Raw genomic sequence first — 23866 nt, forward strand, 5'->3', positions numbered from 1 at the left:
CGAAATGAGCCTGCGCCGCGCCGATATGATCCAGGGCATTCGCCGCGGCCTCGCGGTCATCCTGTCCAGCCCGTCGGGGGCGGGGAAGTCGACGCTCGCGCGGCGGCTGATGGTCTGGGACGAGAGCCTGAGCTTCTCGGTCTCGGCCACGACGCGCCCGCCCCGCGAGGGCGAAGCCGAAGGGGTCGACTACTATTTCCGGTCGCGCGACGAATTCGGAAAGATGATCCTCGACGGCGAGATGCTGGAACATGCCGAGGTCTTCGGGAACCACTACGGCAGCCCGCGCGCGCCGGTCGAGGCGGCGCTGTCGGCGGGGCGCGACGTGATCTTCGACATCGACTGGCAGGGCGGGCAGCAGATCCGCAACTCCTCACTCGGCCGGGACGTGGTGTCGATCTTCATCCTGCCGCCCTCCATCGCCGAGCTGGAGCGCCGGCTGCGCGAGCGGGGCCAGGACAGCGACGACGTGATCGCGGGCCGTATGGCCAAATCCGAGGCGGAAATCAGTCATTGGGCCGAGTATGACTACGTGCTGGTCAACGACGACGTGGATGCCTGCGAGGCGCGGCTGCGCACGATCCTGACGGCCGAGCGTCTGCGCCGCGACCGCCAGCCCTGGCTCACCGATTTCACCCGCGCGCTTGGCGCGGAATTCCGCGAAAGGGAACGGCGATGATCTATGCGCTGGACGACATCCGCCCCGAGATCGGCGCGGAGGCCTGGGTCGCCCCCGATGCCAACGTCATCGGCCACGTCATCCTGCACGACCGCGCGAATATCTGGTTCGGCGCGACGCTCCGGGGCGATAACGAGCTCATAATCGTGGGCGAGGGGTCGAACGTGCAGGAGGCATGCGTCCTTCATACCGATCCCGGTTGCCCGCTGACGATCGGCGCCGATTGCACCATCGGCCACAAGGCGATCCTGCATGGCTGCACCATCGGGGACGGCTCGCTGGTGGGGATGGGGGCGACGGTGCTGAACGGGGCCGTCATCGGCAAGGGCTGCCTGATCGGCGCGGGCGCGCTGGTGACCGAGGGCAAGGTTATTCCCGACGGGTCGCTGGTCGTCGGCGCGCCGGGCAAACCCGTGCGGGAGCTGGACGAGGATGCGCGCGCGGGGCTGATCGCCTCGGCGCGGCACTACGTGGCAAACGCGGCGCGCTTCCGGGCCGGATTGCGCCCGCTGGGCTGAGGATCAGACGATCAGGCTCAGGTGGCGGGCGTCGGCGCTCACGGATACCGGGCGGCGGAGCGCACGCGAGAGCTTCGATAGGATGCCGAACTGCACCTCCGAGCCCTTGAGGTCCGACGGGACGCCGGCCTTTCCCAGCGACTGCCACAGCGGCTCGTCGATCTTGAGCCGTTCGGCATCGACATGCAGCACCCAGGCGGCCTCGTTGCGGATGACCTCGACCTTGCCGCCCCACGGGGTCGCCACCTCGATGCAGTTGAGCGCGAGACAGGCGAGGCGCATCTCGTCGCGCGACCGCTCGGCCTCGTCGCGCCAGAGGACGGTCGTACGCGTCTGGGCATACATCGCGCCCACGATCTCGCGCATTTCGCGGGCGGAGATGGGCTTGGCACTGGGGGCGGCAGCGCCGAAAGCCAGCCGGAAGAACCGGATGCGCGCGACCGCGGCATCGAGGGCGGACCGGATCAAGCCGATCTCGTCGCCGCCCGCCGCGCCCGACATCTCGAGCAATTCGAGCCCGTTGCCGATCGCGCCGATCGGGCTGACGAGGTCATGGCAGAGCCGCGACCCCAGCAGCGCCACGAGATCGGGTTCGTCGGCCGCGTCGCTCGCGCTAGGCTCCTTGGTATCCTTCATCGGAGAGCCTCCTTGAGCCACGACGCCCCTTCGATCTTCGAGCCAGGCATGCTCGTCCGCCATCCCGACCGGCCGGATTGGGGGCTGGGGCAGGTGCAGTCGGTCATCGACGGTCGCATCACCGTCAATTTCGAGCACGTCGGCAAGCAACTGATCGACGGTCGTCGCATCGGTCTCGTCCCCGTATTCGCATGACAGAGCCTTGCCATGGCGGTGGTTAACGGAACCTTAAGGATGGGGTGGACCGGCGCAATCCCGCAGGATGGCCCCTCGACATTGCGCCGCATCCCGCCGGGCGGTAACTCCGCCCGCGTGTCGTCCCAACTCTCCCTTGTCACGACGCGCGACCCGGACGCGGTCGCGGACGCGCTGGCGCTCCGGCGCGCGGTCTTCGTCGATGCCGGCGGCGCGGTTTCGGACGCGGATGCGTTCGACCACGGCGCCGAGCACCTGATCCTGCGCGACCCCGCCCGTCCCGAGATCGGCGTGGTCGGCACCCTGCGGATCGGGACCGGCTGGGCCTACACCGCGCGCGAGTTCGACCTGTCGCGCCTTGTCGCCTCCGGCCGCGCGATGATCGAGATCGGGCGCACCTGCCTGCATCCCGACTATCGCGGCGGGCTGGCCGGACTGAAATTGCTGCAGGGCGCGCTCGATGCCGCGACCGCGCGGGGTGCCGAATTGCTGGTCGGCACGGCCTCCTTCCCCGGCAGCGATCCGACCGCGCATCTCGATGCGTTGCGACGTCTCGCCAGCGACGCGCTGGCCCCCGAGGCCATCCGGCCCACCGCCCATGGCCCCGGTGCCATCGCCGTATCCGGCCCCGCGCCCCGCGCCGCGATGCGCACGGTCCCCCCGCTCATCAAGACGTATCTACGAGCGGGCGCGCGGGTCGGATCGGGGGCCTATTGCGACGCGGCCTTCGGGACGACCGATATCTGCATGGTGCTCGACCTCGCCGATCTGCGCCTGCCGCGCGGGCTGCGCGGATGATCTGGGACGACGCGCCGCAACCGGCGCCCGCGCGATTTTCCGCCAGCGACTGGCTGCGCGTCGCCATCCGGGGGCCGATCCTCGCGTCGGTCGTGTTCGGCCCACTCGTGGTGCTGCTGACCCTGCGTCTGGTCGAGCGTCCGATCCACGGGGTGCAGCGGCCCTGGACACCGTGGATCACTCAAGGCGTCTGCAAGACGGCGTTCCGCGTCCTCGGGATGGGGCGCGTGGTGCGCGGTGCGCCGATGCGGGGGACGGGCGCGGTCGTCGCGAACCATTCGTCCTGGCTCGATATCTTCGCGCTCAACGCCTCCAAGCGGGTCTATTTCGTCTCCAAGTCCGAGGTGGCGGGCTGGCCCGGCATCGGCTGGTTGGCGCGGGCCACGGGCACGGTCTTCATCCGCCGCGACCGCCGCGACGCCCGCGCCCAGCAGGCCCTGTTCGAAGACCGGCTGCGCGCGGGGCATCGGCTCCTGTTCTTTCCCGAGGGCACATCCACCGACGGACGCCGGGTGCTGGCTTTCAAGCCGACGCTCTTCGAAGCGTTCTTCTCGGCCGGGCTGCCGGGGATGCAGGTCCAGCCGGTCACGGTCGCCTATCACGCGCCGCCGGGTGCGGATGCGGCATTCTATGGCTGGTGGGGCGATATGGGGTTCGCCGAACACATGCTGCGCATGCTGGCCGCGCCCCGTCACGGCCGGGTCGAGATCGTCTATCATCCGCCCATCGAGGTGGCGGCCACCGGGGGTCGGAAGGCACTCGCGCGCATCACGGAGACCGTCATCCGGGCCGAGCTGGAGGCACAGGGCATCGCACCCTGAGGTTCAGCCCATCGCGTCGATGAGGCGGGCCAGCGCGGCGGCGGGATCGTCGGTGGCCCAGATCTCCTCGCCCAGCGCGATGAAATCCGCGACCGGGGCCAACGTCGCGATCGTCGCGTCGTCGAGCGCGCCCTCGGCCACGACCGGCAGTTCGATCATCTGCGACCACCAGGCGAAGAGTTCGGCATCGGCCCGCTCGCCATGGCCCAGCGCCGTGGCACCGGCCGGACCGAAGGCCACGTAATCCGCGCCAGCCTCGCCGGCGCCCATGCCGTCGTGACGCGAGGCGCCGCAGAAGGCACCGATGATCGGGTCGCCGCCCCAATCGGCGCGCAGTTTCCGCAGGCCGCGCGGGTCGGTCAGGTGGACGCCGTCGAGGCCCAGCCGTTCGACCAGACCCGCGTGATCGGTCACCACGAGGGGCACGTCGCGGGCATGGGCCACTTCGCGCAGCGCATCCGCGGCGCGGATCACCCGGTCCTCGTCGCGGGTGGCGAGGTCGAGGCGCAGGCAAGCGATGTCGTAGGTGTCGAGGATCGCGGCGAGGGTGTCGGCGAACCCCGCATCGATCTCGGGCGGGGTTACGAGGTAGATCTGCGGCTGGTCGGTCATGTGCGGTCCCCGTCTCTGCTGCCGGGGCCTAGCGGGCCGCTCGCGTCAGAACAAGCCCAGCACGAGTCCCATCAGCGCCATGCCGACCGTCGGATAGACACCGTCCATCCAGATCAGGCCGCGCGGGCGCTGCGAGAAGAGGACATTGGTGGCCACCCAGGGCGCGACCGCGAAGAGCCCCAGCCCCAGCCCGAGCATCAGGCCACCCCAGGGATCGGCGATCCCGGTTAGCCCGAGCACATAGGCCAGCATCGCGGCGACCACGACCGCGCAGAGGAAGCTGCCGACATATGGGACGGGATCCTTGCGGTTCACCGTCTCCTCGGTCAGGCCCGACGCGGCCATCCACCCTTTGCCGATGACGCCGTACCAGACGGCCCCGAAGACCCAAGCCGCGACGGCGGCGGCGGCGATGGAGAGAAAGACCATGGCATGTTCCCTTCGGTTCGCTTCGGGTTCGATCCTGCACCCTTCGTCCGTATCCGCCAAGCGTCGCGTTGCGCGGACGGCGCGCGCGGGGTAGGGCGCAGCCATGACTGACCATCAGCCCGCCTTCGTGCTCGTGCGCCCCCAGATGGGCGAGAATATCGGCGCCAGCGCGCGCTCCATGCTCAATTTCGGGCTTGAGCGGATGCGCGTCGTCGCCCCGCGCGACGGTTGGCCGAACGAGCGGGCGGTCGCGCTGGCCAGCGGCGCGGGACGGCTGCTGGATGCGGCGACGCTGCATGACGACACGGGCGCGGCGGTGGCCGATTGCAGCTTCGTCTTCGCGACGACCGCGCGCGACCGCGACCTGACCAAGCCCGTCTTCACGCCCGAGGCCGCCATGGCCGAGGCGCGCAGCCGCCTGGCCGAAGGGCAGCGCGTCGCGATCCTCTTCGGCCCCGAACGCACGGGGCTGGAGAACGACGACATCGCGCGGGCCAACGCGATCGTGTCGGTGCCCACGAACCCGGCCTTTCCGTCGCTCAACCTCGCACAATGCGTGCTCCTGATGGGCTACGAATGGGTGCGGGGCGCGCATGACGGCCCCGCGACCCGGACGGATATGGCGGGCACGGATTGGGCCAACCAAGCCGAACTGGACGCGCTGGCCGCGCATTACGAAGACCGCCTCGATGCCGCGGGATTCTTCTTTCCCGACGGCAAGGCGCCCGCGATGAAGCGCCACCTGCGCAACCTCTGGTCGCGGATGCCCCTGACGCGGGCGGACGTGCAGACCTTCCATGGCATGATGCGCCAGATGGTCCGCTGGAAGGAGCGCGGCTGACATCCGCGACGCGCGGTCCCATGGGGGTCGCGCTCGGTCGCCGGACGCCTTAGATCGGGGCCCAGACGGGACGGAGGCGACATGGCGAAGCGCGCGATTTTCGAGGATGTGGACACGGCCGCGCGGCCCGAGACGACGGGCGGCGTGATTGACGCGGCGCGCCGGGGCGACCGCGCGCTGGTGCGGGTCTGGCTCTGGGTGCTCCTCGCGCTGCTGGTGGTGATGATCGCGGTCGGCGGGCTGACGCGGCTGACCGATTCGGGTCTGTCGATCACCGAATGGGCGCCGCTCTCGGGGGCGATTCCGCCGCTGTCCGACGCGGATTGGCAGGCGGAGTTCGACGCCTATCGCGCGATCCCGGAATACGAGCTTCAGAACAAGGGCATGACCCTATCCGAGTTCCAGTTCATCTACTGGTGGGAATGGGGCCACCGTCAGCTCGGCCGCGTCATCGGCTTCGTCTGGGCCATCGGGTTCTTCGGTCTGCTTTTCACCCGCAGCATCCCGACCGGCTGGACCGGACGGCTGGCGGCGCTCGGTGTCCTTGGCGGGCTACAGGGCGCCATCGGCTGGTGGATGGTCTCGAGCGGGCTGACGGGCACGATGCTGGACGTCGCCTCCTATAGGCTCGCGACGCATCTGGGGCTGGCCTTCGTGATCCTGTCGCTGATCGCGTGGTACATCCTGTCGATGTCGCGCCCCGAGGCGGCCCTGCTTCAGGCGCGGCGCGCGGGCGATGCGCGGCTGGCGCGGTGGGGTACGATCCTCGTGGCCGGCATCTTTCTTCAGGTCGTCATCGGCGCGCTGGTCGCCGGGATCGACGCGGGGCGCGGCTACACCGACTGGCCGCTGATGGCGGGCGGGTTGACGCCGCCGGACATGTGGCGGCTCGAGCCATGGTGGCGCAACCTCTTCGAGAATGACGGCGCGGTGCAGTTCCTCCACCGCGTCACGGGCTATGTCCTTTTCGCCGTGATCGTCGCCGCTTGGCTGGCCGCGCGAAAGGGCGCGAACCGTGCGACGGGCGTGGCCTTCATGGGCGTGATGCATATGGCCGTCCTCCAGATGATCCTCGGGATCGTGACGGTGATGTACTCCGCGCCATGGCACCTCGCGATTCTGCATCAGTTCGGGGCCGTCCTCCTGATTTGCCTCGCGGTGCGCGCCCGGCACCGCGCCAAGTATCCGCTCCCCCAATCCGTGAGGACCTGAGATGCCCGCATATGACGATCTGATGGCCTTCCAGCGCGTGACCGAAGCCCTGGGCCAGGTCGCGGGTCGCACCGGCTGGGATCAGGAGACGCTGATGCCGCGCGGTGCGGCCCCCCAGCGGGCCGAGGAGATGGCCGCGCTGGAGGAGGTGCTTCACGCGCGTCGGACCGATCCGCGCTTGGGCGATTGGCTGGACGAAGCGCATGCCAGGGACGACGTGGCCGACGCCAACCTGCGCGAGATGCGCCGCGCCTACGACCGCAACCGCAAGGTGCCGGCCAAGCTCGCCGCAGAGATCGCGCGCGTCACCTCGCTGGCGCAGGGCCAATGGGCGGAGGCGCGGGCATCGGACGACGCCGCGGCCTTCGTGCCGGTGCTGTCCGAGGTCGTGCGCCTGCGCCGCGAGGAGGGCGCAGCACTGGCCGAGGGCGGCGACGTCTACGACGCGTTGATGCAGGATTACGAGCCGGATGCCGTGGCCGCCGACATGGCCGCGATGTTCGATTCGATGCGGCCCCGGCTGGTCGCGTTGCGCGAACGCGCGTTGGCGGGCGAGGCCGCGCCGACGCTCTCGGGGCACTTCCCCGAAGGCACGCAGCTTCTTCTGGCGCACGAGATCGCGACCGCCTTCGGCTACGACTTCGCCCATGGCCGCATCGACCGGGCGGTGCATCCGTTCTCGTCGGGCTCGGGGCTCGACGTGCGGATCACCACGCGCGTGGACGAGGACGATCCGTTCAACTGCCTCTACTCGACGATCCACGAGGTGGGGCATGCCTGCTACGAGCAGAATATCGATCGCGACCACCTGCTGACGCCACTGGGCCGGGGCGTGTCGATGGGCGTGCACGAGAGCCAGTCGCGCAGCTACGAAAACCAGATGGGCCGGTCGGAGGCCTACTGCAGCTGGCTCTATGGACGGATGCGCGATCTCTTTGGCGAGATCGGCGTGACCTCCGAGCGCGACTTCTACCGCGCGGTCAATTCCGTCGGAACGGGCTTCATCCGGACCGAGGCGGACGAGCTGAACTACAACCTCCACGTCATGCTGCGCTTCGATATCGAGCGCGCAATGCTGGACGGCGACCTCGCTCCCGCGGATGTCGAGGCGGCGTGGAACGACCGCTTCCAGGCGGATTTCGGGGTCGCGGTCGACAAGCCGTCGAACGGGTTCCTGCAAGACGTGCACTGGTCCGTCGGCCTGATGGGATATTTCCCGACCTACTCGCTGGGCAATCTCTACGCGGGGTGCCTGATGGCGAAGGCGCGCGCCGACCTCCCGAGGATCGACGCGGCGCTGGCTGCGGGCGACCCGTCCCCTGCGACCGGCTGGATGGCTGCGAACCTGCAAAGGTTCGGCGGCCTGCGCACCCCCGTCGAGACCGTGCGCCACGCGACGGGTGACGCGCCATCGGCCGAGCCGCTCCTGACCTATCTCGAGGCGAAGTTCGGCGACCTCTACCCCTAGGCGGTCGCGGGCGCCGTCCGGTCGGCATGGGCACCGTAATAGAGGCCCACGACATGCTCGGCCTCGGCGAAGAAGAGCCAGCGTGAGGTGAGAACGCCCCCGAGATGCAGCAGGACCGCGATCACCGCGTTCCAGTGATGCATCGCGAATATCAGGACCATCGCCGCGGGGATCAGCGACATCGCCAGAAGCGCGATGACCCGCAGCTTGAACGCGTGCTTGCGGGCCACCTGATAGACCATCTCGCGCGTCAGGTAATTGTCGCCGGTATGGGGCTTTTCCCAGAGCGTCACCTCGCCACCGAGCCGCGTCGCGGTCCGCGCCGTGCTGCCCGTCTCGGCGAAGCGGCGGTCGCCCTTCCACCAGTGCCAGACCTGTAATGCCCCGGCGATGAGGAGGAGAACGCCCGCCACCTCGGTGTTGGCCGAAAGGAGCGCGCCGCCCGCCAGCGACACGGTGAGGAACAGCGCGGGCGTGGCCCACTGGTTCCAGCGCGGCACGGTGCGAAGCTGGGTGTAGATCATCGAGGTCGTGAAGACCGTCGCCATCCCGAGAAGCGCGCCGATCCAGCCGAGCGGCGCCCAATGCGCATCGAGGAACACGAGGCCAGTCGCGTAGATCGCGAGGATCACGAGCGACGACACTGCCGCCCACGCCTCGCGCGAGAGCCAGGAGGAGCGCCATTCGCGGTAGCTGCGCCAGGCGTTCTTGCGGTTCTTGAGGTGGAAGGTCGCGGCCAGAAGCCCGCCCACGGCCAGCGCGTAGGCGATGGCGAAGAACACGAAGGCAACCCAGCCGGTGGGCGCCGGAAAGCCGAAGCCGAGGAAGAACAGAAGACCGAAGCCTGCGCCAGAGAGCGACGAGAAGATGATGACGGACGGTGCGGGATGCATCAGACCTTCTCCAGCGCGCGGTCGACCCAGGCGAGAAAGCCCTTCGGCTCCTCGGCTATGGGGGCGAGGAAGGGGGCGAGGATGTCCTCGTCGCCGCCCATGACCGGCGGCTGGATCGTGTCCTTGGGCCGGGGCGGCAGGTACTGGTTGACGGGTGCGGTGTTTTGCTCGGGCATGAGGTCCACACCGCCGCGCGCCGCGACCAGCTTTGACACCGCGCTCTCGGGATCCGACAGATCGCCGAAATGCCGCGCGCCCGCCGGGCAGGTGCGTACGCAGGCCGGCTGGCGATCCACCTCCGGTAGGGTCTCGTTATAGATGCGGTCGACGCAGAGCGTGCATTTCTTCATCACGCCCGCCGCCTCGTCCACCTCGCGCGCGCCGTAGGGACAGGCCCAGGCGCAGAGGCCGCAGCCCATGCAGGCATCCTCGTTCACCAGCACGATGCCGTCTTCGGACCGCTTGTAGCTGGCCCCTGTCGGGCAGACGGTCACGCAGGGCGCGTCGTCGCAATGCAGGCACGACTTGGGGAAGTGGACCGTCTGGGCCAGCCGCGGCGGCACGTGATCGGCCAGCGCCGGATCGGGCGTCACCTGGAACGCATGGACGCGATTGAGGAAGGTGCCCGAAGCGTCACCATAGGCATTCTGGTCGCTGAGCGGCGCGCCGTAGTTCTGTGTGTTCCAGCCCTTGCAGGCCGTGACGCAGGCGTGACAGCCGACGCAGGTGTCGAGGTCGATCACGAGACCGAGCTTCTTCTGGACCGTATCGGGAAGTGTGGTCATCGGATCGGTCCTCGGGTCGGGCGGGTGGACGCGGCGGGGCGAGGGGCCAGCCCCTCGCGCTCCCCGGCATATTTGCGGAACATCGACGGACGGGGCATCAGACCTTCCACCGCAGATCGTCCGGGCCCTTGCCCACCGGGCTGGCCTGGCGCCCGGTATCGGGTTTCGACCGCAGATCGGCGGGCGGCGCGACCTTCTCGATCGCGACCTTGAGGTCGAACCACGCGGCCTGTCCGGTGATCGGGTCGGAATTGCTCCACCGCATGCCGTCCTTCTTGGGCGGCAGCAGCTCGTGGATCAGGTGGTTCAAGAGGAACCCCTTGTTGGTCTCGGGCGCGTCGTCATGGAGCGCCCAGGCACCCTTGCGCTTGCCGATGGCGTTCCATGTCCAGACGGTATTCTCGTTGAGCGCCGGCATGTGCGCGACGGGCACGGTGATCTCGCCATGGGGCGAGGTGACGCGGGCCCAATCGTCCTCGGCAAAGCCATGCGCCTCCCAAAGCCTCGTCGGCAGGTAAAGCGGGTTCCGCCCGTGGATCTGGCGCAGCCACGCGTTCTGCGTGCCCCATGAGTGATACATCGCCATCGGACGCTGGGTCAGCGCGGTGATGGTAAACGTGCCGTTGCCGCCGTGGTCCGCACCCGGATCCCACCAGATCGGCAGCGGATCCATGGTCGCCTTGATGCGCGCGCGCAGGTGATCGGGAGGCTGGCGGTCGCCATGCCCCTCGGCGGCGAGCTGGAAGCGGCGCAGGGGCTCGCACCAGAGGGTGAAGAGATAGGGCGAGGCCTTGTCGTAGAGGCCGATCTCGACCGCCCAGTCCTGATAGGCGCGGTTCCACGGCTTGTAGAACTGCGCATCCTCGTGGATGTGCGCGACGCAGAAGCCGCCATTCTCGATATAGGCGTCTAGCTGGGCCGGGTTCGGCGCGCCGCGCCCGGTCTCGTCGCCGTTGCCGCGCCATCCCATCAGGGGGCCGACGCCGGGGCGGCGTTCGTGGCGGACGATGTAGTCGGCGTAATCGGCGAACTTCTGGCCGCCGTCATCGGTGACGAAGCCCGGCAGGCCCAGCTTGGCCCCGAGGTCGATCAGCGCCGACTGGAAGCCCTTCACGTCGCGGTCCGGCTCGACCACGGGCCAGCGGATCGCATCGGCCGCGGCCTCGGCCTCGCAGATGGGCCGGTCGAGCAGCGAGATGCAGTCGTGCCGTTCGAGATAGGTCGTGTCGGGCAGGATCAGGTCGGCATAGGCGACCATCTCCGACGAGTAGGCGTCGGAATAGATGATATGCGGGATGACGTAGGACCCGTCCTCGCGCGTGTCCGACAGCATCGCCATGGTGCCCGAGGTGTTCATGGACGAGTTCCACGCCATGTTCGCCATGTAGAGAAACAGCGTGTCGATCTCGTAGGGGTCGCCCGCGTGCGCGTTCGAGATGACCATGTGCATCATCCCGTGCGCCGACATGGGGTTCTCCCACGTGAACGCCTTGTCGATGCGCGCGGGCGAGCCGTCTTCCTTGAGCGCCAAGTCGGCGGGACCGTGGACGAAACCGAGATGCGGGCCGTCGAGCGGCGCGCCCGGCGTGACCTTGCAATGGGGCTTCGGGTGCGCGGTCGCGGGCTTGGGGTAGGGGGGTTTGAAGCGGAAGCCGCCCGGCGTCTCGACCGAGCCAATCAGGATCTGGAGGAGGTGCAGCGCGCGGCAGGTCTGGAAGCCGTTGGCATGGGCCGAGATGCCGCGCATGGCGTGGAAGCTGACCGGTCGGCCTGTCATGGTCTTGTGCGTCCGGCCCCGGAAGTCGGTCCATTCGCGGTCGAGCTCGATCGCCTCGTCGAAGGCCACGCGCGCGATCTCGGAGGCCAGCGCGCGGATGCGGGGCGCGGGGATGCCGGTGCGCTCGGCCACTGCCTCAGGCGCGTAGTCATCCGTCAGGTACTTGTGCGCGAGATGGTGGAATACGGTGTGATGGGTGACGCCTTCCACCTCCCACGCGCCGGTCAGGTCGGGCTCGACCCCGTCCGCATCGTAGCAGCGGGGGCGGTTCTCCTTTCGGCACCAGACCAGCGCGTGGCCGTCATCGTCCTTCAACGGCAGGCCCGCGCCCGGACCCTCGGTCGCGTCGATCAGGACCGGCGCGTCGGTGAATTGCGCGAGGTAATCGAGGTCGATCTTGCCCGCCTTCAGGAGACAGTGGACGAGGCTCAGGATCAGCAGGCCGTCGGTCCCAGGCGACACCCCGAACCAGTCGTCGGCCACGGCGTTATAGCCGGACCGGACGGGGTTCACGCCCACGACGCGCCCGCCATGGCCCTTCATGCGGCCGATGCCCATCTTGATCGGGTTCGAGTCGTGATCCTCGGCCACGCCGAACAGGATGAAGAGCTTCGTGCGCTCCCAGTCGGGTTGCCCGAACTCCCAGAAGGCGCCGCCCATCGTATAGATGCCGCCCGCCGCCATATTGACCGAGCAGAAGCCGCCATGGGCCGCGTAGTTTGGCGTCCCGAAGGCCTGTGCCCACCAGCTCGTGAAACTCTGGGATTGGTCGCGGCCGGTGAAGAAGGCGAGCTTCGACGGATCGGTCTCGCGGATGGGTTTCAGCCAGCCGGCGGCGATGTCGTAGGCCTCGTCCCAGGAGATCTCCTCGAACTCGCCCGAGCCGCGCGGCCCCGTCCGCTTCATCGGCGCGCGCAGGCGCGACGACGCGTTGTGCTGCATGATGCCCGCCGAACCCTTGGCACAGAGGACGCCGCGATTGACGGGATGGTCGCGGTTGCCCTCGATATAGGCGACCTTCTCGCCCTGATTGGTGTGTTTGATATGGACGTCGATGCCGCAGCGACAGGCGCACATGTAGCAGGTCGTCTTGCGGATTTCGTCGCCTACCTTCGGATGCAGGTCGATCTTCGGCGTGTTCATCTCGGCTCCCCATCCAGCAGCCGCCGCGCATCCCGCGCGAGCGTCCGCTCTTCCTCCGCGACCACGACGTGAACCGGCACCTCGCCCGCCCAGGCGAGTCGCGCCGCGATCTCGTCCCGGACCCCTACGTCATTCTGGCCGATCCCGCCGGTGAAGGCGAGGGCGTCGAGCCCGCCCATCGCCGCAATGGCCGAGCCCGCGTGGCGGACGGCCCAGTAGATGAAATGTGCGCGGGCGAAGCGCGCGGCCTCGGACCCATCGGCCAGCAGCGCGCGCATGTCGCTGTGACCGCCCAGCCCCAGGAGCCCCGACGCACGGTTGAGCCGATCAGCCGCCCCGTCGATGCCGTGCCGCCGTGCCATGTCGATCGCGGCCATCGGGTCAATATCGCCCGAGCGCGTGCCCATCGTCAGACCCGCCGTGGGCGAGTAGCCCATCGACGTCGCCACCGACCGACCGTCCTGGATCGCGCAAAGCGACGCGCCGTTCCCGAGATGCAGCGCCAGAAGACGCGGGGGCAGGTCGCCGCTTTCGCGCAAGGTCTCCGTCAGGCCCGCATAGCTGATCCCGTGGAAGCCATAGCGGCGGAGGCCCTGCGTGCGATCGTCTTCGGGCAGGGCATAGGTCCGCGCAACTTCGGGAACGGTCGCGTGGAAGGCGGTGTCGAACCCGGCCACCTGCACGAGGTCCGGCGCGCGGGCCGCTAGCGCGCGGATGGGTGCGAGGTTGTGCGGGTTGTGGAGCGGCGCGAGGGGCGTCTGCGCCTCGATGCCGGCGATGACTTCCGGCGTGATGCGCACGGTGCCGTCGAAGGCCGCGCCGCCATGGACGACCCGGTGGACCGCCGCATCGAGGCGCGCCACCGGATGGCCGCGGTCGCGAAGCGCGTCGAGCATCAGGTCCGTCGCGGCGTCGTGGTCCGCAACCACGCGCGTCTGCGCCACGCCACCAACCTCGACCTGCGCATCGCCGCCGATCTCGGACACGGCGCCGTCGAAGACCTCCGTCAGTGCCGCGTCGAGCAGCGCGAATTTCAGCGACGAGCTGCCCGCGTTGACGACGAGCATCATGGCCGCGCCGCCGCGACGATCATCCCGAGCGCGGCGCTGGCCAGCCGCGCTGGCGTCTTCTGCGCGCGCGAGGTCAAGAGGATCGGCACCCGCGCGCCCATCACCACGCCGCCCGCGCAGGCGCCGAGCGCGAAGACCAGTGTCTTGAAGAGCACGTTTCCGGTCGTGATCGCGGGTGCGACCATGATGTCGGCGGCTCCAGCCACGGGGTCGTCGTAGCCCTTGATCGCCGCCGCCTCGGAGGACAGCGCGAGGTCCATCGCGATGGGTCCCGCCACGTCCGCCTCGGGGATGGCATGGCGGGCCCATGCCGCGATCTGCTGTGATTCCAAGGTGTTGGGGATCGACGCGATGGGGTCCTCGGTCGCGGCCAACAGCGCGGCGCGGGGCCGCTCGATCCCGAGGATACGGGCCAGGGCCACGGCATGGCCGAGGCAGGCCTTCCGCGTTTGGACATCCGGCGCCACGTTGAGCGCCGCATCGGTCAGCAGCAGCGGTCGGTCGTCGCCGGGCCGCGTGATGTGAAACACATGCCCGCAGCGCGCGCTGTCATCGCGCAGGCCCGCCGCGCGGGGCAGCAGGCCGCGCAGAAAAGTCGAGGTGTGTACCTGACCCTTCATGATGGCATCGGCCTCGCCGGTCCGGGCCAGCGCCGCGGCGGCGGGCGAGGCCGCGGCGGCGGGCGCGTCGACGAGGCGCAGGCCCGCGATGTCCCACTCGATCCCGTCCGCGGCGGCGGCGATCTTGGCCGGATCGCCCACGAGGATCGGCTCCGCCAGCCCGTTCTCCGCCATCTCGCGCAACCCCGCCAACGCGGTCACGGAGCCCGCATTCACCAGCGCGACGCGAGGGACGGGCAGGCCGCGTGCGCGGGCCAGAAGACCTTCGGGTGCGACAGTTTCGATGGGCGACAGGAAGGGGTGCGTCATGCGGGCGGTCCTTGGGCTATGGTGCGGCGTCGCCGAACCATAGCCCACCCGGTGCGTCGGGGGCGTGACCGTGTGGCGATCACTCCGCCGCCATGTCCGATGCGTCGATCCCGGCCACGCGCACCGGCTTCTTCATCGCGTCGCGACGGAAGGGTTCGCCCAGTTCCTGGTTGAGCATGACCTCGATCAGCGTGGTCGTGTTGGCCGTCATCTGCTCGTCGATCGCTGTCCGCAGGGTGTCCGTCAGCTCGTCCATCGTGCGGACTGCAACGCCCTTGAGACCGCAGGCCTGCGCGATGCCGGCATAGCTGACCTGCGTGTCGAGTTCCGTGCCCACGAAGTTGTCGTCGAACCAGAGCGTCGAGTTCCGTTTCTCGGCGCCCCACTGGTAGTTGCGGAAGACGATCTGGGTGATCGCGGGCCACTCGCCGCGCCCGATGGCCGTCAGCTCGTTGACCGCGATGCCGAAGGCGCCGTCGCCCGCGAAGCCCACGACGGGCACGTCCGGCCGGCCGATTTTGGCGCCGACGATGGACGGCAGGCCGTAGCCGCAAGGCCCGAAGAGGCCGGGGGCGAGGTATTTCCGCCCCTCGTCGAAATCAGGATAGGCGTTACCGATGGCGCAGTTGTTGCCGATGTCGCTGCTGATGATCGCGTCGCGCGGCAGGGCGGATTGGATCGCACGCCATGCCATGCGGGGGCTCATCCAGTCGGGCTTGTCGGCGCGGGCACGCTCGTTCCAGGTCGTGCCGGGATCGTCCTCCTCGTGATCCATCGAGGAGAGCTGCTGCTTCCACGCCGATTTCGTCTGCGCGATCCGGTCGCGGCGGGCTTGGCGGTCGTGATCGCCCGCACTATCGGAGAGGTTCGCGAGGATACCGCGTGCGACCTTGGCCGCATCGCCGACGATCCCGACGCTGACCTTTTTCGTCAGGCCTATGCGATCGGGATTGATGTCGACCTGGATGATCCTGGCGTCCGCCGGCCAGTATTCCATCCCGTAGCCGGGCAGCGTCGAGAAGGGGTTGAGCCGCGTGCCCAGCGCCAGCACGACATCGGCGTCGCGGATCAACTCCATCGCCGCCTTCGAGCCGTTATACCCCAGCGGCCCGGCAAAGAGCGGGTGCGTGCCGGGAAAGGCGTCGTTGTGCTGGTAACCGACGCAGACCGGCGCATCGAGCCGCTCGGCCAACGCCATCGACGCCGCGATCCCCCCCTCGGACAGGACCACACCCGCGCCGTTCAGGATGACGGGGTTCTTCGCTTCATCAAGAAGTTGCGCGGCGTTCTTCACGCTATTCTCACCGCCGGGCGACACCTCGAACTCGACCGACTCGGGGATCTCGATATCGACGACTTGCGTCCAGAAATCGCGGGGGATGTTGATCTGCGCGGGCCCCGACAGACGCTTGGCCTTGGAGATGACGCGGGCCAGAACCTCGGCGATGCGGGACGGGTCGCGCACCTCCTCCTGGTAGGCGACCATGTCCTCGAAGAGCTTCATTTGCTCGACTTCCTGGAAGCCGCCCTGGCCGATCGTCTTGTTCGCAGCCTGCGGGGTGACCAGCAGCAGTGGTGTGTGGTTCCAGTAGGCGGTCTTCACGGCCGTCACGAAATTGGTGATGCCCGGGCCGTTCTGCGCGATCATCATCGACATTTCGCCGGTGGCACGGGTGTAGCCGTCGGCCATGAAGCCCGCCGAGCCTTCGTGCGCAGCGTCCCAGAATGTGATCCCGGCGCTCGGGAAGATGTCCGAAATCGGCATCATGGCCGAGCCGATGATCCCGAAGGCGTGGCGGATGCCATGGGCCTGCAGGGTTTTGACGAAAGCCTCTTCGGTGGTCATCTTCATGGCGTCTCTCCCCGTTCTGCCGTCCCGGCGGTTGTGGCAGGGCTACGGCGGCGGTCAAGGCCCGCGTAGGGCCAGTATGCGCCTCACCTTATGTCCAGATCGCCGTGCCTCAGCGGATCGCGGCCCCGACCGCGGCGAGACGGCGGATGCCTTCGGGAATATCCTCGGACGAGATCGACGAATAGGCGAGGCGGTAATGGGTGCCGGGGTCGCGTTCGGGGCCGAAGAACGCGCCTGCGGGCTCGATCAGGACCTGTTGCGCGCGGGCGGCATGGGCGAGGTCGTCCGAGCGTACGCCATCCGGGGCGCGCATCCAGAAGGACGACCCGCCAAAGGTGCTGGCCCCCGCCAGCAGCAGGCCGTGCTCGGCGATCGCGGCCTCGGCCACGCTGCGCCGATCACGATAGGCGCGCGCCATCTTCTGGACCTGCGCGTCGTAATGCCCTTGGGCGAGATAATAGGCCGCCGCCCGCTGGGTATGGCCCGGCACGTGACGCAGGATCAGCGACCGCAGCGTCCGCGCCTCGCGGATCAGCGGCTCGGGCGCGACCATGTAGCCGAGGCGCAGGCCGGGAAAGAGCGACTTGGCGAAGCTGCCGATATAGACGACGCGGCCCGACGCATCGAGCGACTTGAGGGCGGGCGCGGGGGCCGAGGCGAAGGCGAGCTCGAACTCGTAATCGTCCTCGACCACGACGAAATCGCAGGCTTCGGCCCGGTCCAGCAAGGCCCGGCGCCGGGGCAGGGGCATGGTCGCCGAGGTCGGGCAATGGTGCGAGGGCGTCACGAACAGCACGTCCGCCTCGGGCGGCACGTCTGCGGGCAGGAGGCCGTCTCCATCGACCGGCACCTCCACCGTGTTGCAGCGCGAGAGGTTCAGGATCTCGCGCAGCGCGGGATAGCAGGGATGCTCCATCACCGCCGTGCGCCGCTGGGTCAGCAGGATCTGCGCCACGATCCAGAGCGCGTTCTGCGCACCGAGCGTCACCAGAACCTCCTCGGGGCGGGCGGTGATGCCGCGCCGGGGCAGGATCTGGCGCACAATCTGTTCGATGAGTTGCGGATCGTCGCGGCCGTAGCTGTCGGCGGTCAGCACCTCGAAATCGCGCGCGCCGAGGGCCTGGAGCGCGCAGCGGCGCCAGGAGGCGTGGTCGAAGAGGCGCGGGTCGGTCTGGCCGTAGATGAACGGGTAGCGATAGCGGCGCCAGTCTTCGGGCCGGCTGAGGACGGGGGCCGCGGGAAAGCGTTGTCCGATGGCGCGGGACCAGTCGACGCGGCTGTCGCTCGGGGCCGGTGGCTCGGGGAAGCGCGGCGGCTGCGGCGCGGTGTCGGACACGAAATAGCCCGAGCGCCCCTTGGCCGTCAGGTAATCGCCCGCGACGAGTTCGGTATAGGCGAGCGTCACCGTGATGCGGCTGATCCCTAGATGCCGGGCCAGCCCGCGCGAGGACGGCATCCGGTCTCCGGGGCGAAAGCGGCCGGCGAGGATGCCGCCGGTCACCATCTCCTGCAACTGCCGCTGGAGGGTGCCGGGGTGGTCGCGGCGCAACTGGAAGATCTCGACGGGAACGGCCATGTCTGGACAGATAGCCGATCCGATCTGGACTTAGAAGCCGCGGGCCGGGACGGGGGCGGGCATGCCGCCCCCGGCGGGCGTCAGCCGAAGACACGCCCCATGGCCTCGTCCACGGATGCGGTGATGGTGTCGATATCGTCGGCCGTGGCGATCAGCGCGGGGCTGAACAGGAGGCAATTGTTGCGACCCGGCACGGACCGGTTCGATGCGCCGATGACGATGCCCTGCGCCATGCAGTCGGCGGCGACGGCCTTGACCTGCGCTTCCGGCACCGGCTCGCGGCTGTCGCGGTCGGTGACCAGCTCGACGCCGCAGAAGAGACCCTTGCCGCGCACTTCGCCAATCACGCCGTGCCGCTCGGCCAATTCGTGGAGGTTACCCATCAGGCGCTCGCCCATCTTCCGGGTGTTCTCGATCAGGCCCTCGCGCTCGATGATGGCCATGTTCTCGAGCGCGGCGACCGGACCCGCCGCACAGCCGCCGAAGGTCGACACCGCGCGGAACCAGTTCATCGGGTCGTCCGGCTTCGACTTGAACGTGTCGAACACGTCCTCGGTCGTCACGACGCAGGAGATGGCCGCGTAGCCCGAGGCGACGCCCTTGGCCATGGTCACGATGTCCGGGCGGATGCCGTAATGCTGGTAGCCGAACCACTCGCCGGTGCGCCCGACGCCGCAGACGACCTCGTCGATATGGAGGATGAGGTCGTATTTCTCGACGATCTCCTGCACCCGCTCCCAGTAGCCGGGCGGGGGCACGATGACGCCGCCGCCCGCGGTGATCGGCTCGAGGCAGATCGCGCCCACCGTGTCCGGGCCTTCGGCGATGATGACGTCCTCGATGGCGTTGGCGGCGACTCGGCCGTAATCCTCACCCGAAAGATCGCCCCAGCCCTGCTCGGCGGCGCGGTATTCGAGGCAGTGGGGCACGCGCACGAAGCCCGGCGCGAAGGGACCGTACTGCTCGTTGCGCTCGTCTTGGCCGCCCGCGGACATGCAGCCGATGGTGGTGCCGTGATAGTCGCGGTCGCGGTAGAGGATCTTCCACTTCTTGCCGCCGTGCCGGGTATGGGCGATTTGGCGGATCATCTTGAACGCCTGCTCGTTCGCCTCGGACCCCGAATTGGTGTAGAAGACGCGGGACATGCCGGGCATCTTTGCGATCAGCCGTTCGGCAAAGCGCGAGCCGGGGATCGAGCCCAGCGTCTGCGCGAAATAGTTCATCTTCACGAGTTGGTCGCGGACCGCGTCGGCGATCTCGGCACGGCCGTAGCCCACGTTCACCGTCCAGACGCCGCCGGAAACGGCGTCGAGATGCTCCTTGCCATGCTGGTCCCAGACGCGCATCCCCTTGCCTTCGACGATGATGCGCGGATCGGTCGTCTCGAGCGCCTTGTGGGGCATCAGGTGATGCCAGATATGGGCGCGGTCCGCCTCGACGACGGCGGAGAGATCGTTGGGGGTGATGTGGTCCATGACGAACTCCTGACAGGGGGGTGGGGCGGGGATCGCGCGCCGCCGACATGATAATCGATACGCGCGAGAAGCGCATCTAAATATCGCGTGCGATAGGGCCAGAGCCACCGTTATCCTAGGTCCAGATAGCCCCCGCCGTTGCCACATGGCCGGGGCCGTGCCTAGGCTTCGCCAAGCGTCAGGCCCCGTGCGGGTCCTGCGCCGAAACGAGGGGGCCGCGAAGATGCCCCCCACACGCACACCAACCGGGAGACCGAGACATGAGCCTGAAATCGAACCTGCTCGGCGCGACTGCCGCGCTGACTGCCCTGACCGGCGCGCAGGCCGCGCTGGCCGACGCGCATCTGAGCGAGATCACCGTCGCCTACTTCCTCGAATGGCCGATGCCGTTCCAGGCTGCCAAGGTCGCCGGGACCTACGAAGAGGCGCTCGGCCTCGACATCAACTGGGTGGCCTTCGACACCGGCACCGCGATGTCGGCCGCCATGGCTTCGGGCGACGTGCAGATTTCCGTCAGTCAGGGCGTGCCGCCCTTCGTCGTCGCCGCTTCGGCCGGCCAGGACATCAAGATCGTCGACGTGGCGGTCAGCTACTCGGACAACGACAACTGCGTCGTCTCCACCGCGCTCGAGATCGACGCCGACACGGCGGGCGACCTGAACGGCAAGCGCGTGGCCGTGCCGATCGGCACCGCGGCGCATTATGGCTTCCTCAGCCAGATGAGTCACTTCGGCGTCGACGTCGAAAGCATGGAAGTGGTCGACATGGCCCCGGCCGAAGGCGCGGCTGCGCTGGCGCAGGGCGATATCGACATGGCCTGCGGCTGGGGCGGTGCGCTGCGCCGCATGAAGGAGCACGGCAACGTGCTGCTGACCGGCGCCGAGAAGGAAGAGCTGGGCATCCTGGTCTTCGACGTGACCTCCGCGCCTGCGGCCTTCGTGGCCGAGGAGGGCGAGATCCTCGCCAAGTTCCTCAAGGTGACGGCCGATGCCAATGCCACCTGGAATGCCGGTGGCGCCGAAGCCGAGGCGATGATCCCCGTGATCGCGCAGGATGCCGGCATGGACGAGGACGCGACCCGCGAAACGATGGCGACCTTCGTGTTCCCGTCCGTGGACGACCAGCTGGGCGAGCGTTGGCTCGGCGGCGGCGCGCAGTCGTTCATGGATGGCGTCGCGGGCGTCTTCAAGGACGCGGGCTCCATCCCCGAGGCGCTCGACACCTATGCCGACGCCGTGGACACCGGTCCGCTGGCCGCCGCGCAGGGCATGTGAGCCCGAACCGATGACACCGACCGGGGGCGCCGTCATGCGCCCCCGGTCAGCCGAGGGACGACGGTCCCGCGAGGGACGACAGTCAACGACATAGAAGGGCCCGCGCCATGACGGGACTGACGATCGAGAACATTTCGATGCGCTTCGATCTGCCGAACGGCAGCTTCGTGCAGGCGTTGCAGGACGTGTCGCTGGACATCAAGGCCGGCGAGCTGATGAGCGTTCTGGGACCGTCGGGCTGCGGAAAGACGACGCTTCTGAATATCGTGGCGGGATTCCTCGCGCCGACCGAGGGGCGGATCGTCCTCAACGGTCACGAGGTGCACGGCCCCGATGCCGAGCGTGGCATGGTGTTCCAGCAAGGCGCGCTCTTCGAATGGATGAGCGTGCGTGACAACGTCGAGTTCGGACCGCGCATGAAGGGCATGGCCGCGGCCGAACGGCGCGAGAAGGCCGACCACCTGCTCGAGGTGACGGGCCTGCGCGACTTCAAGGACAAGGCGATCTACGAGCTTTCGGGTGGCATGCAGCAGCGCGTGGCGTTGGCCCGCTGTCTCGCCAACGACCCGGACGTGATCCTTATGGACGAGCCTCTGGGCGCGCTCGACGCGCTGACCCGCGAGAAGATGCAGGGCCTCGTGCTGCAACTCTGGAAGGAGACCGGCAAGACGGTCATCCTCATCACCCATTCGGTCGAGGAGGCGCTGCTCTTGGGCGAGCGGCTCCTGGTCATGGCGCCGCGACCCGGCCGCATCCACCGCGAATACCGGCTGCCCTTCGCGGAGGCCGGGGTGAACGCGGACCTGCGCGAGGTCAAGAAAGACCCCAAGTTCGGCGAGACCCGCGACGAGATCCTGTCGATGATCTGGGAAATGGAAGAAGAAATCATGGGTCGGACGGAGAACGCATGACATGACCGGCCTCGTCCTTCTCCTTCTCTACGTGGCGCTGTTCGTCGGCTCCATGGTCGCCGTCGCCTTCGTCACCCGCAATCGGACGCGGAAGGACTTCACCGCGCTCAAGACCGTGACCTTCGGCGACGAGAGCGCCGTGCGTCCGAACCGCGCGGCCAGCATCATCTCGGTCCTGGTGATCTTCCTGCTCTGGGGGGCGTTCACCGGCTCGAAATGGGCACCGTTTCACGTGCCGGGGCCGTTCGTCGGCGAAAGCGGCTTCACCTATACGGCACAGGATGCCGCCGGACAGACCGACGACGCGCAGGTCTCCTTCATCGTCCATCCCGTCGGCGAGGATGTCGCAGCCCCCGAGCCGGGCGCGGCGGACGGCTTCGCCGAAGACGACACCGGTACCATCGGCGCCTACCGGACCGAGCTGTTCCGCGTCACCAGCAACGATGGCGAGGGCGCCACCGTCATCGCCGTCGACGGGCAGGAGATCGCGCCGGGCCGGACGGTCGACATCGCCAACGGCACCGTCACGATGACGCCGCGCGGATCGCTGAACGTGCGGCCCGATACCGGCTTCCAGATGGAGTCGATCTGGCTGCCCGCCCCCGAGGAGGTCGTGGGCGCCTTCGTCGACATCTGGCAGAACGGCTACCAGAACTTCACCCTGATCGAACATCTGGGCTGGTCGCTGATCCGCGTCCTCGTGGGCTTCGTCCTCGGCGCGCTGGTCGGCATCCCGCTGGGCTACGCGATGGGTCTTTCGGGCTGGTTCCGCGGCTGGTTCGATCCGATCGTCGAGTTCATGCGGCCCGTCCCGCCGCTGGCGCTGATCCCGCTGGTCATCATCTGGTTCGGCATCTGGGAGACGGGGAAGATCGTGCTCCTGTTCCTCGCGGCACTCTGGATCATGGCGATTGCGGCACGCGCGGGCGTGTCTGGCGTCAACATCACCAAGGTCCACGCGGCCTATTCGCTGGGCGCCTCGAAATGGCAGATCCTGCGCCACGTCATCATCCCGAACTCCCTCCCCGAGATCTTCACGGGCGCGCGCGTCGCGATGGGGGTGTGCTGGGGCACGGTCGTTGCGGCCGAGCTTGTCGCCGCCCAGAAGGGTGCGGGCATGATGATCATCGCGGCGTCGAAGTTCCAGCAGACCTATATCGTGCTGATGGGGATCATCCTGATCGGCCTGATCGGCTACGGGATCGACATCCTGATGCGCAAGGCCGAGGACGTTCTCGTGCCGTGGAAGGGCCGCTCCTGACGCGGCGCTAGCCGTCCAGCCAGACGAGGGCCGCGAAGACCACGACGCCCGCGACCAGCGCGGCGAAGCGGCTTTCGCGTTCTTCGGGCAGTTCTTCCTTCAGGACGTTCAGTATGACACCGCCGCCAAGCACGGCGAGGACGTACATGATCCAGGTCTCGGGCACTTCGATGACCGTGCCCACGACCCAGCCGACGAGCAGGGCCGCCGAGAGGAGCAGGCGCGCGATACGCATGTAGCCCGCGCGGAACGCCTCGAGCAGGCCGAAATCCGTGACCAGCAGGTGCAGCGCCATCGCCGCGACGAATAGCCAGAGTTCCGCGCGATCGGCTAGGAGGTAGCCGGTCACGAGGTTGTAGACCACGAAGCTGGCCAGATGGACGCCGAAGGTCCCCGGCTCTTCCTCATGGCCGGCGGTGCGGCGGCGGAGGGCATCGCTCTGGACCATGCGCTCGATGCCGTAGAAGCCGACCAGCGCGGCCAGCGCGACCCCCCAGATGCCGAAGCCCAGCGCCGTGTCCTCGCCGACCAGTTCCGCGCCATGGGCCAGTTCGGGCAGCAGGTGCAGGAAAACGTAGCCGATCGACGCGCCGCCCGCGAAGGACAGCCAGCGCGAGCGGGGCCTGTTCGACAGGAAGGTCAGGCGCGGCGTCAGCCAATGAACGGCGACGAGGATGAGGGCGGCGGCGAGCGAGGCGATCATGCCCGGTC

Annotated in this window: 23 protein-coding genes; 11 read left to right on the forward strand and 12 right to left on the reverse strand. The window is 68.6% G+C overall.

Annotated features, from left to right (window positions below; genetic code table 11):
• Window positions 1-4: 4 nt before the first annotated feature.
• Window positions 5-679, forward strand: coding sequence for a guanylate kinase (gene gmk, locus ACK8OR_RS02165; RefSeq protein WP_410187829.1), 675 nt, complete (start codon window positions 5-7; stop codon window positions 677-679).
• Window positions 676-1197, forward strand: a complete 522-nt coding sequence (locus ACK8OR_RS02170; RefSeq protein WP_410187830.1) for a gamma carbonic anhydrase family protein — start codon at window positions 676-678, stop codon at window positions 1195-1197. The genes gmk and ACK8OR_RS02170 overlap by 4 nt, the downstream gene beginning before the upstream one ends.
• A 3-nt stretch (window positions 1198-1200) precedes the next feature.
• Here ACK8OR_RS02170 and ACK8OR_RS02175 read toward each other — a convergent pair whose 3' ends face one another.
• Window positions 1201-1833, reverse strand: coding sequence for a histidine phosphotransferase family protein (locus tag ACK8OR_RS02175; protein WP_410187831.1), 633 nt, complete (start codon window positions 1831-1833; stop codon window positions 1201-1203).
• 48 nt (window positions 1834-1881) lie between these two features.
• Here ACK8OR_RS02175 and ACK8OR_RS02180 point away from each other — a divergent pair, with 48 nt between their 5' ends.
• From ACK8OR_RS02180 to olsA, 3 genes are read left to right on the forward strand one after another with little or no spacing between them, the layout of a single operon-like run.
• Entirely contained in the window at window positions 1882-2028 is a 147-nt protein-coding gene (locus tag ACK8OR_RS02180; protein WP_410189853.1) for a DUF3553 domain-containing protein, read from the forward strand.
• Between the two features lie 39 nt (window positions 2029-2067).
• Window positions 2068-2826, forward strand: a complete 759-nt coding sequence (locus ACK8OR_RS02185; RefSeq protein WP_410187832.1) for a GNAT family N-acetyltransferase — start codon at window positions 2068-2070, stop codon at window positions 2824-2826.
• Complete coding sequence (gene olsA / locus ACK8OR_RS02190) at window positions 2823-3647, forward strand: lyso-ornithine lipid O-acyltransferase (protein WP_410187833.1); 825 nt, start codon at window positions 2823-2825, stop codon at window positions 3645-3647. Before ACK8OR_RS02185 ends, olsA begins: the two co-directional genes overlap by 4 nt.
• Before the next feature lie 3 nt (window positions 3648-3650).
• On the opposite strand, the gene ACK8OR_RS02195 is transcribed toward olsA, so the two are convergent.
• Window positions 3651-4259, reverse strand: a complete 609-nt coding sequence (locus ACK8OR_RS02195) for a thiamine phosphate synthase (protein WP_410187834.1) — start codon at window positions 4257-4259, stop codon at window positions 3651-3653.
• Window positions 4260-4304: 45 nt separating this feature from the next.
• Window positions 4305-4688 carry a DUF1761 domain-containing protein gene (locus ACK8OR_RS02200; RefSeq protein ID WP_410187835.1) on the reverse strand — a complete coding sequence of 128 codons (384 nt, stop codon included), beginning with the start codon at window positions 4686-4688 and terminating at the stop codon, window positions 4305-4307.
• A gap of 103 nt (window positions 4689-4791) precedes the next feature.
• Between ACK8OR_RS02200 and ACK8OR_RS02205 the strand changes: the two genes are divergently transcribed.
• From ACK8OR_RS02205 to ACK8OR_RS02215, 3 genes are all read left to right on the forward strand, one after another.
• The gene (locus tag ACK8OR_RS02205) at window positions 4792-5529 is read left to right on the forward strand and encodes an RNA methyltransferase (RefSeq protein ID WP_410187836.1); all 738 of its coding nucleotides are present in this window, start codon (window positions 4792-4794) and stop codon (window positions 5527-5529) included.
• 81 nt (window positions 5530-5610) lie between these two features.
• On the forward strand, window positions 5611-6741 hold the full coding sequence (gene ctaA, locus ACK8OR_RS02210; RefSeq protein WP_410187837.1) for a heme A synthase: 1131 nt from the start codon (window positions 5611-5613) through the stop codon (window positions 6739-6741).
• Between the two features lies 1 nt (window position 6742).
• Window positions 6743-8209 (forward strand): carboxypeptidase M32, encoded by a 1467-nt coding sequence (locus ACK8OR_RS02215; protein WP_410187838.1) that lies wholly within the window; start codon window positions 6743-6745, stop codon window positions 8207-8209.
• Here the strand turns inward: ACK8OR_RS02215 and ACK8OR_RS02220 are convergent.
• From ACK8OR_RS02220 to ACK8OR_RS02255, 8 genes are all read right to left on the reverse strand, one after another.
• Window positions 8206-9102 carry a dimethyl sulfoxide reductase anchor subunit family protein gene (locus ACK8OR_RS02220; RefSeq protein ID WP_410187839.1) on the reverse strand — a complete coding sequence of 299 codons (897 nt, stop codon included), beginning with the start codon at window positions 9100-9102 and terminating at the stop codon, window positions 8206-8208. The genes ACK8OR_RS02215 and ACK8OR_RS02220 overlap by 4 nt on opposite strands.
• Window positions 9102-9887 carry a 4Fe-4S dicluster domain-containing protein gene (locus ACK8OR_RS02225; RefSeq protein ID WP_410187840.1) on the reverse strand — a complete coding sequence of 262 codons (786 nt, stop codon included), beginning with the start codon at window positions 9885-9887 and terminating at the stop codon, window positions 9102-9104. Before ACK8OR_RS02225 ends, ACK8OR_RS02220 begins: the two co-directional genes overlap by 1 nt.
• 97 nt (window positions 9888-9984) lie before the next feature.
• Window positions 9985-12807 (reverse strand): molybdopterin oxidoreductase family protein, encoded by a 2823-nt coding sequence (locus ACK8OR_RS02230; RefSeq protein WP_410187841.1) that lies wholly within the window; start codon window positions 12805-12807, stop codon window positions 9985-9987.
• A complete protein-coding gene (locus ACK8OR_RS02235; protein WP_410187842.1) occupies window positions 12804-13877 on the reverse strand; it encodes an acetate/propionate family kinase in 1074 nt (357 codons plus the stop codon). Before ACK8OR_RS02235 ends, ACK8OR_RS02230 begins: the two co-directional genes overlap by 4 nt.
• Window positions 13874-14806 (reverse strand): phosphate acyltransferase, encoded by a 933-nt coding sequence (locus ACK8OR_RS02240; protein WP_410187843.1) that lies wholly within the window; start codon window positions 14804-14806, stop codon window positions 13874-13876. The genes ACK8OR_RS02235 and ACK8OR_RS02240 overlap by 4 nt, the downstream gene beginning before the upstream one ends.
• A 79-nt stretch (window positions 14807-14885) precedes the next feature.
• Window positions 14886-16658 (reverse strand): sulfoacetaldehyde acetyltransferase, encoded by a 1773-nt coding sequence (gene xsc, locus ACK8OR_RS02245; protein ID WP_410187844.1) that lies wholly within the window; start codon window positions 16656-16658, stop codon window positions 14886-14888.
• Between the two features lie 109 nt (window positions 16659-16767).
• On the reverse strand, window positions 16768-18234 hold the full coding sequence (pdxR, locus tag ACK8OR_RS02250) for a MocR-like pyridoxine biosynthesis transcription factor PdxR (RefSeq protein WP_410187845.1): 1467 nt from the start codon (window positions 18232-18234) through the stop codon (window positions 16768-16770).
• Between the two features lie 80 nt (window positions 18235-18314).
• Window positions 18315-19709 (reverse strand): aminotransferase family protein, encoded by a 1395-nt coding sequence (locus ACK8OR_RS02255; RefSeq protein WP_410187846.1) that lies wholly within the window; start codon window positions 19707-19709, stop codon window positions 18315-18317.
• Window positions 19710-19969: 260 nt separating this feature from the next.
• Here ACK8OR_RS02255 and ACK8OR_RS02260 point away from each other — a divergent pair, with 260 nt between their 5' ends.
• From ACK8OR_RS02260 to ACK8OR_RS02270, 3 genes are all read left to right on the forward strand, one after another.
• A complete protein-coding gene (locus tag ACK8OR_RS02260) occupies window positions 19970-20983 on the forward strand; it encodes a taurine ABC transporter substrate-binding protein (RefSeq protein WP_410187847.1) in 1014 nt (337 codons plus the stop codon).
• A 107-nt stretch (window positions 20984-21090) separates the two neighbouring features.
• A complete protein-coding gene (locus ACK8OR_RS02265; RefSeq protein WP_410187848.1) occupies window positions 21091-21894 on the forward strand; it encodes a taurine ABC transporter ATP-binding protein in 804 nt (267 codons plus the stop codon).
• A gap of 1 nt (window position 21895) precedes the next feature.
• Window positions 21896-23155, forward strand: coding sequence for an ABC transporter permease (locus ACK8OR_RS02270; RefSeq protein ID WP_410187849.1), 1260 nt, complete (start codon window positions 21896-21898; stop codon window positions 23153-23155).
• A gap of 7 nt (window positions 23156-23162) precedes the next feature.
• On the opposite strand, the gene ACK8OR_RS02275 is transcribed toward ACK8OR_RS02270, so the two are convergent.
• Window positions 23163-23858, reverse strand: coding sequence for a hypothetical protein (locus tag ACK8OR_RS02275; protein ID WP_410187850.1), 696 nt, complete (start codon window positions 23856-23858; stop codon window positions 23163-23165).
• Window positions 23859-23866 lie beyond the last annotated feature (8 nt).

It is taken from the genome of Jannaschia halovivens, from assembly GCF_046452375.1.
In the GTDB taxonomy this organism is placed as follows: domain Bacteria; phylum Pseudomonadota; class Alphaproteobacteria; order Rhodobacterales; family Rhodobacteraceae; genus Jannaschia; species Jannaschia halovivens.

Excerpts from the sequence above, each read along its gene's own strand:
- ACK8OR_RS02225 (WP_410187840.1), bottom strand. The coding sequence starts at position 9,887 with ATGACCACACTTCCCGATACGGTCCAGAAGAAGCTCGGTCTCGTGATC.
- gmk (WP_410187829.1), top strand. The coding sequence starts at position 5 with ATGAGCCTGCGCCGCGCCGATATGATCCAGGGCATTCGCCGCGGCCTC.
- ACK8OR_RS02235 (WP_410187842.1), bottom strand. The coding sequence starts at position 13,877 with ATGATGCTCGTCGTCAACGCGGGCAGCTCGTCGCTGAAATTCGCGCTG.
- ACK8OR_RS02230 (WP_410187841.1), bottom strand. The coding sequence starts at position 12,807 with ATGAACACGCCGAAGATCGACCTGCATCCGAAGGTAGGCGACGAAATC.
- ACK8OR_RS02220 (WP_410187839.1), bottom strand. The coding sequence starts at position 9,102 with ATGCATCCCGCACCGTCCGTCATCATCTTCTCGTCGCTCTCTGGCGCA.
- xsc (WP_410187844.1), bottom strand. The coding sequence starts at position 16,658 with ATGAAGATGACCACCGAAGAGGCTTTCGTCAAAACCCTGCAGGCCCAT.
- ACK8OR_RS02265 (WP_410187848.1), top strand. The coding sequence starts at position 21,091 with ATGACGGGACTGACGATCGAGAACATTTCGATGCGCTTCGATCTGCCG.
- ACK8OR_RS02240 (WP_410187843.1), bottom strand. The coding sequence starts at position 14,806 with ATGACGCACCCCTTCCTGTCGCCCATCGAAACTGTCGCACCCGAAGGT.
- ACK8OR_RS02255 (WP_410187846.1), bottom strand. The coding sequence starts at position 19,709 with ATGGACCACATCACCCCCAACGATCTCTCCGCCGTCGTCGAGGCGGAC.
- ACK8OR_RS02175 (WP_410187831.1), bottom strand. The coding sequence starts at position 1,833 with ATGAAGGATACCAAGGAGCCTAGCGCGAGCGACGCGGCCGACGAACCC.
- ACK8OR_RS02205 (WP_410187836.1), top strand. The coding sequence starts at position 4,792 with ATGACTGACCATCAGCCCGCCTTCGTGCTCGTGCGCCCCCAGATGGGC.
- ACK8OR_RS02180 (WP_410189853.1), top strand. The coding sequence starts at position 1,882 with ATGCTCGTCCGCCATCCCGACCGGCCGGATTGGGGGCTGGGGCAGGTG.
- ACK8OR_RS02200 (WP_410187835.1), bottom strand. The coding sequence starts at position 4,688 with ATGGTCTTTCTCTCCATCGCCGCCGCCGCCGTCGCGGCTTGGGTCTTC.
- olsA (WP_410187833.1), top strand. The coding sequence starts at position 2,823 with ATGATCTGGGACGACGCGCCGCAACCGGCGCCCGCGCGATTTTCCGCC.
- ACK8OR_RS02260 (WP_410187847.1), top strand. The coding sequence starts at position 19,970 with ATGAGCCTGAAATCGAACCTGCTCGGCGCGACTGCCGCGCTGACTGCC.
- pdxR (WP_410187845.1), bottom strand. The coding sequence starts at position 18,234 with ATGGCCGTTCCCGTCGAGATCTTCCAGTTGCGCCGCGACCACCCCGGC.
- ACK8OR_RS02195 (WP_410187834.1), bottom strand. The coding sequence starts at position 4,259 with ATGACCGACCAGCCGCAGATCTACCTCGTAACCCCGCCCGAGATCGAT.
- ctaA (WP_410187837.1), top strand. The coding sequence starts at position 5,611 with ATGGCGAAGCGCGCGATTTTCGAGGATGTGGACACGGCCGCGCGGCCC.
- ACK8OR_RS02215 (WP_410187838.1), top strand. The coding sequence starts at position 6,743 with ATGCCCGCATATGACGATCTGATGGCCTTCCAGCGCGTGACCGAAGCC.
- ACK8OR_RS02185 (WP_410187832.1), top strand. The coding sequence starts at position 2,068 with ATGGGGTGGACCGGCGCAATCCCGCAGGATGGCCCCTCGACATTGCGC.
- ACK8OR_RS02275 (WP_410187850.1), bottom strand. The coding sequence starts at position 23,858 with ATGATCGCCTCGCTCGCCGCCGCCCTCATCCTCGTCGCCGTTCATTGG.
- ACK8OR_RS02270 (WP_410187849.1), top strand. The coding sequence starts at position 21,896 with ATGACCGGCCTCGTCCTTCTCCTTCTCTACGTGGCGCTGTTCGTCGGC.
- ACK8OR_RS02170 (WP_410187830.1), top strand. The coding sequence starts at position 676 with ATGATCTATGCGCTGGACGACATCCGCCCCGAGATCGGCGCGGAGGCC.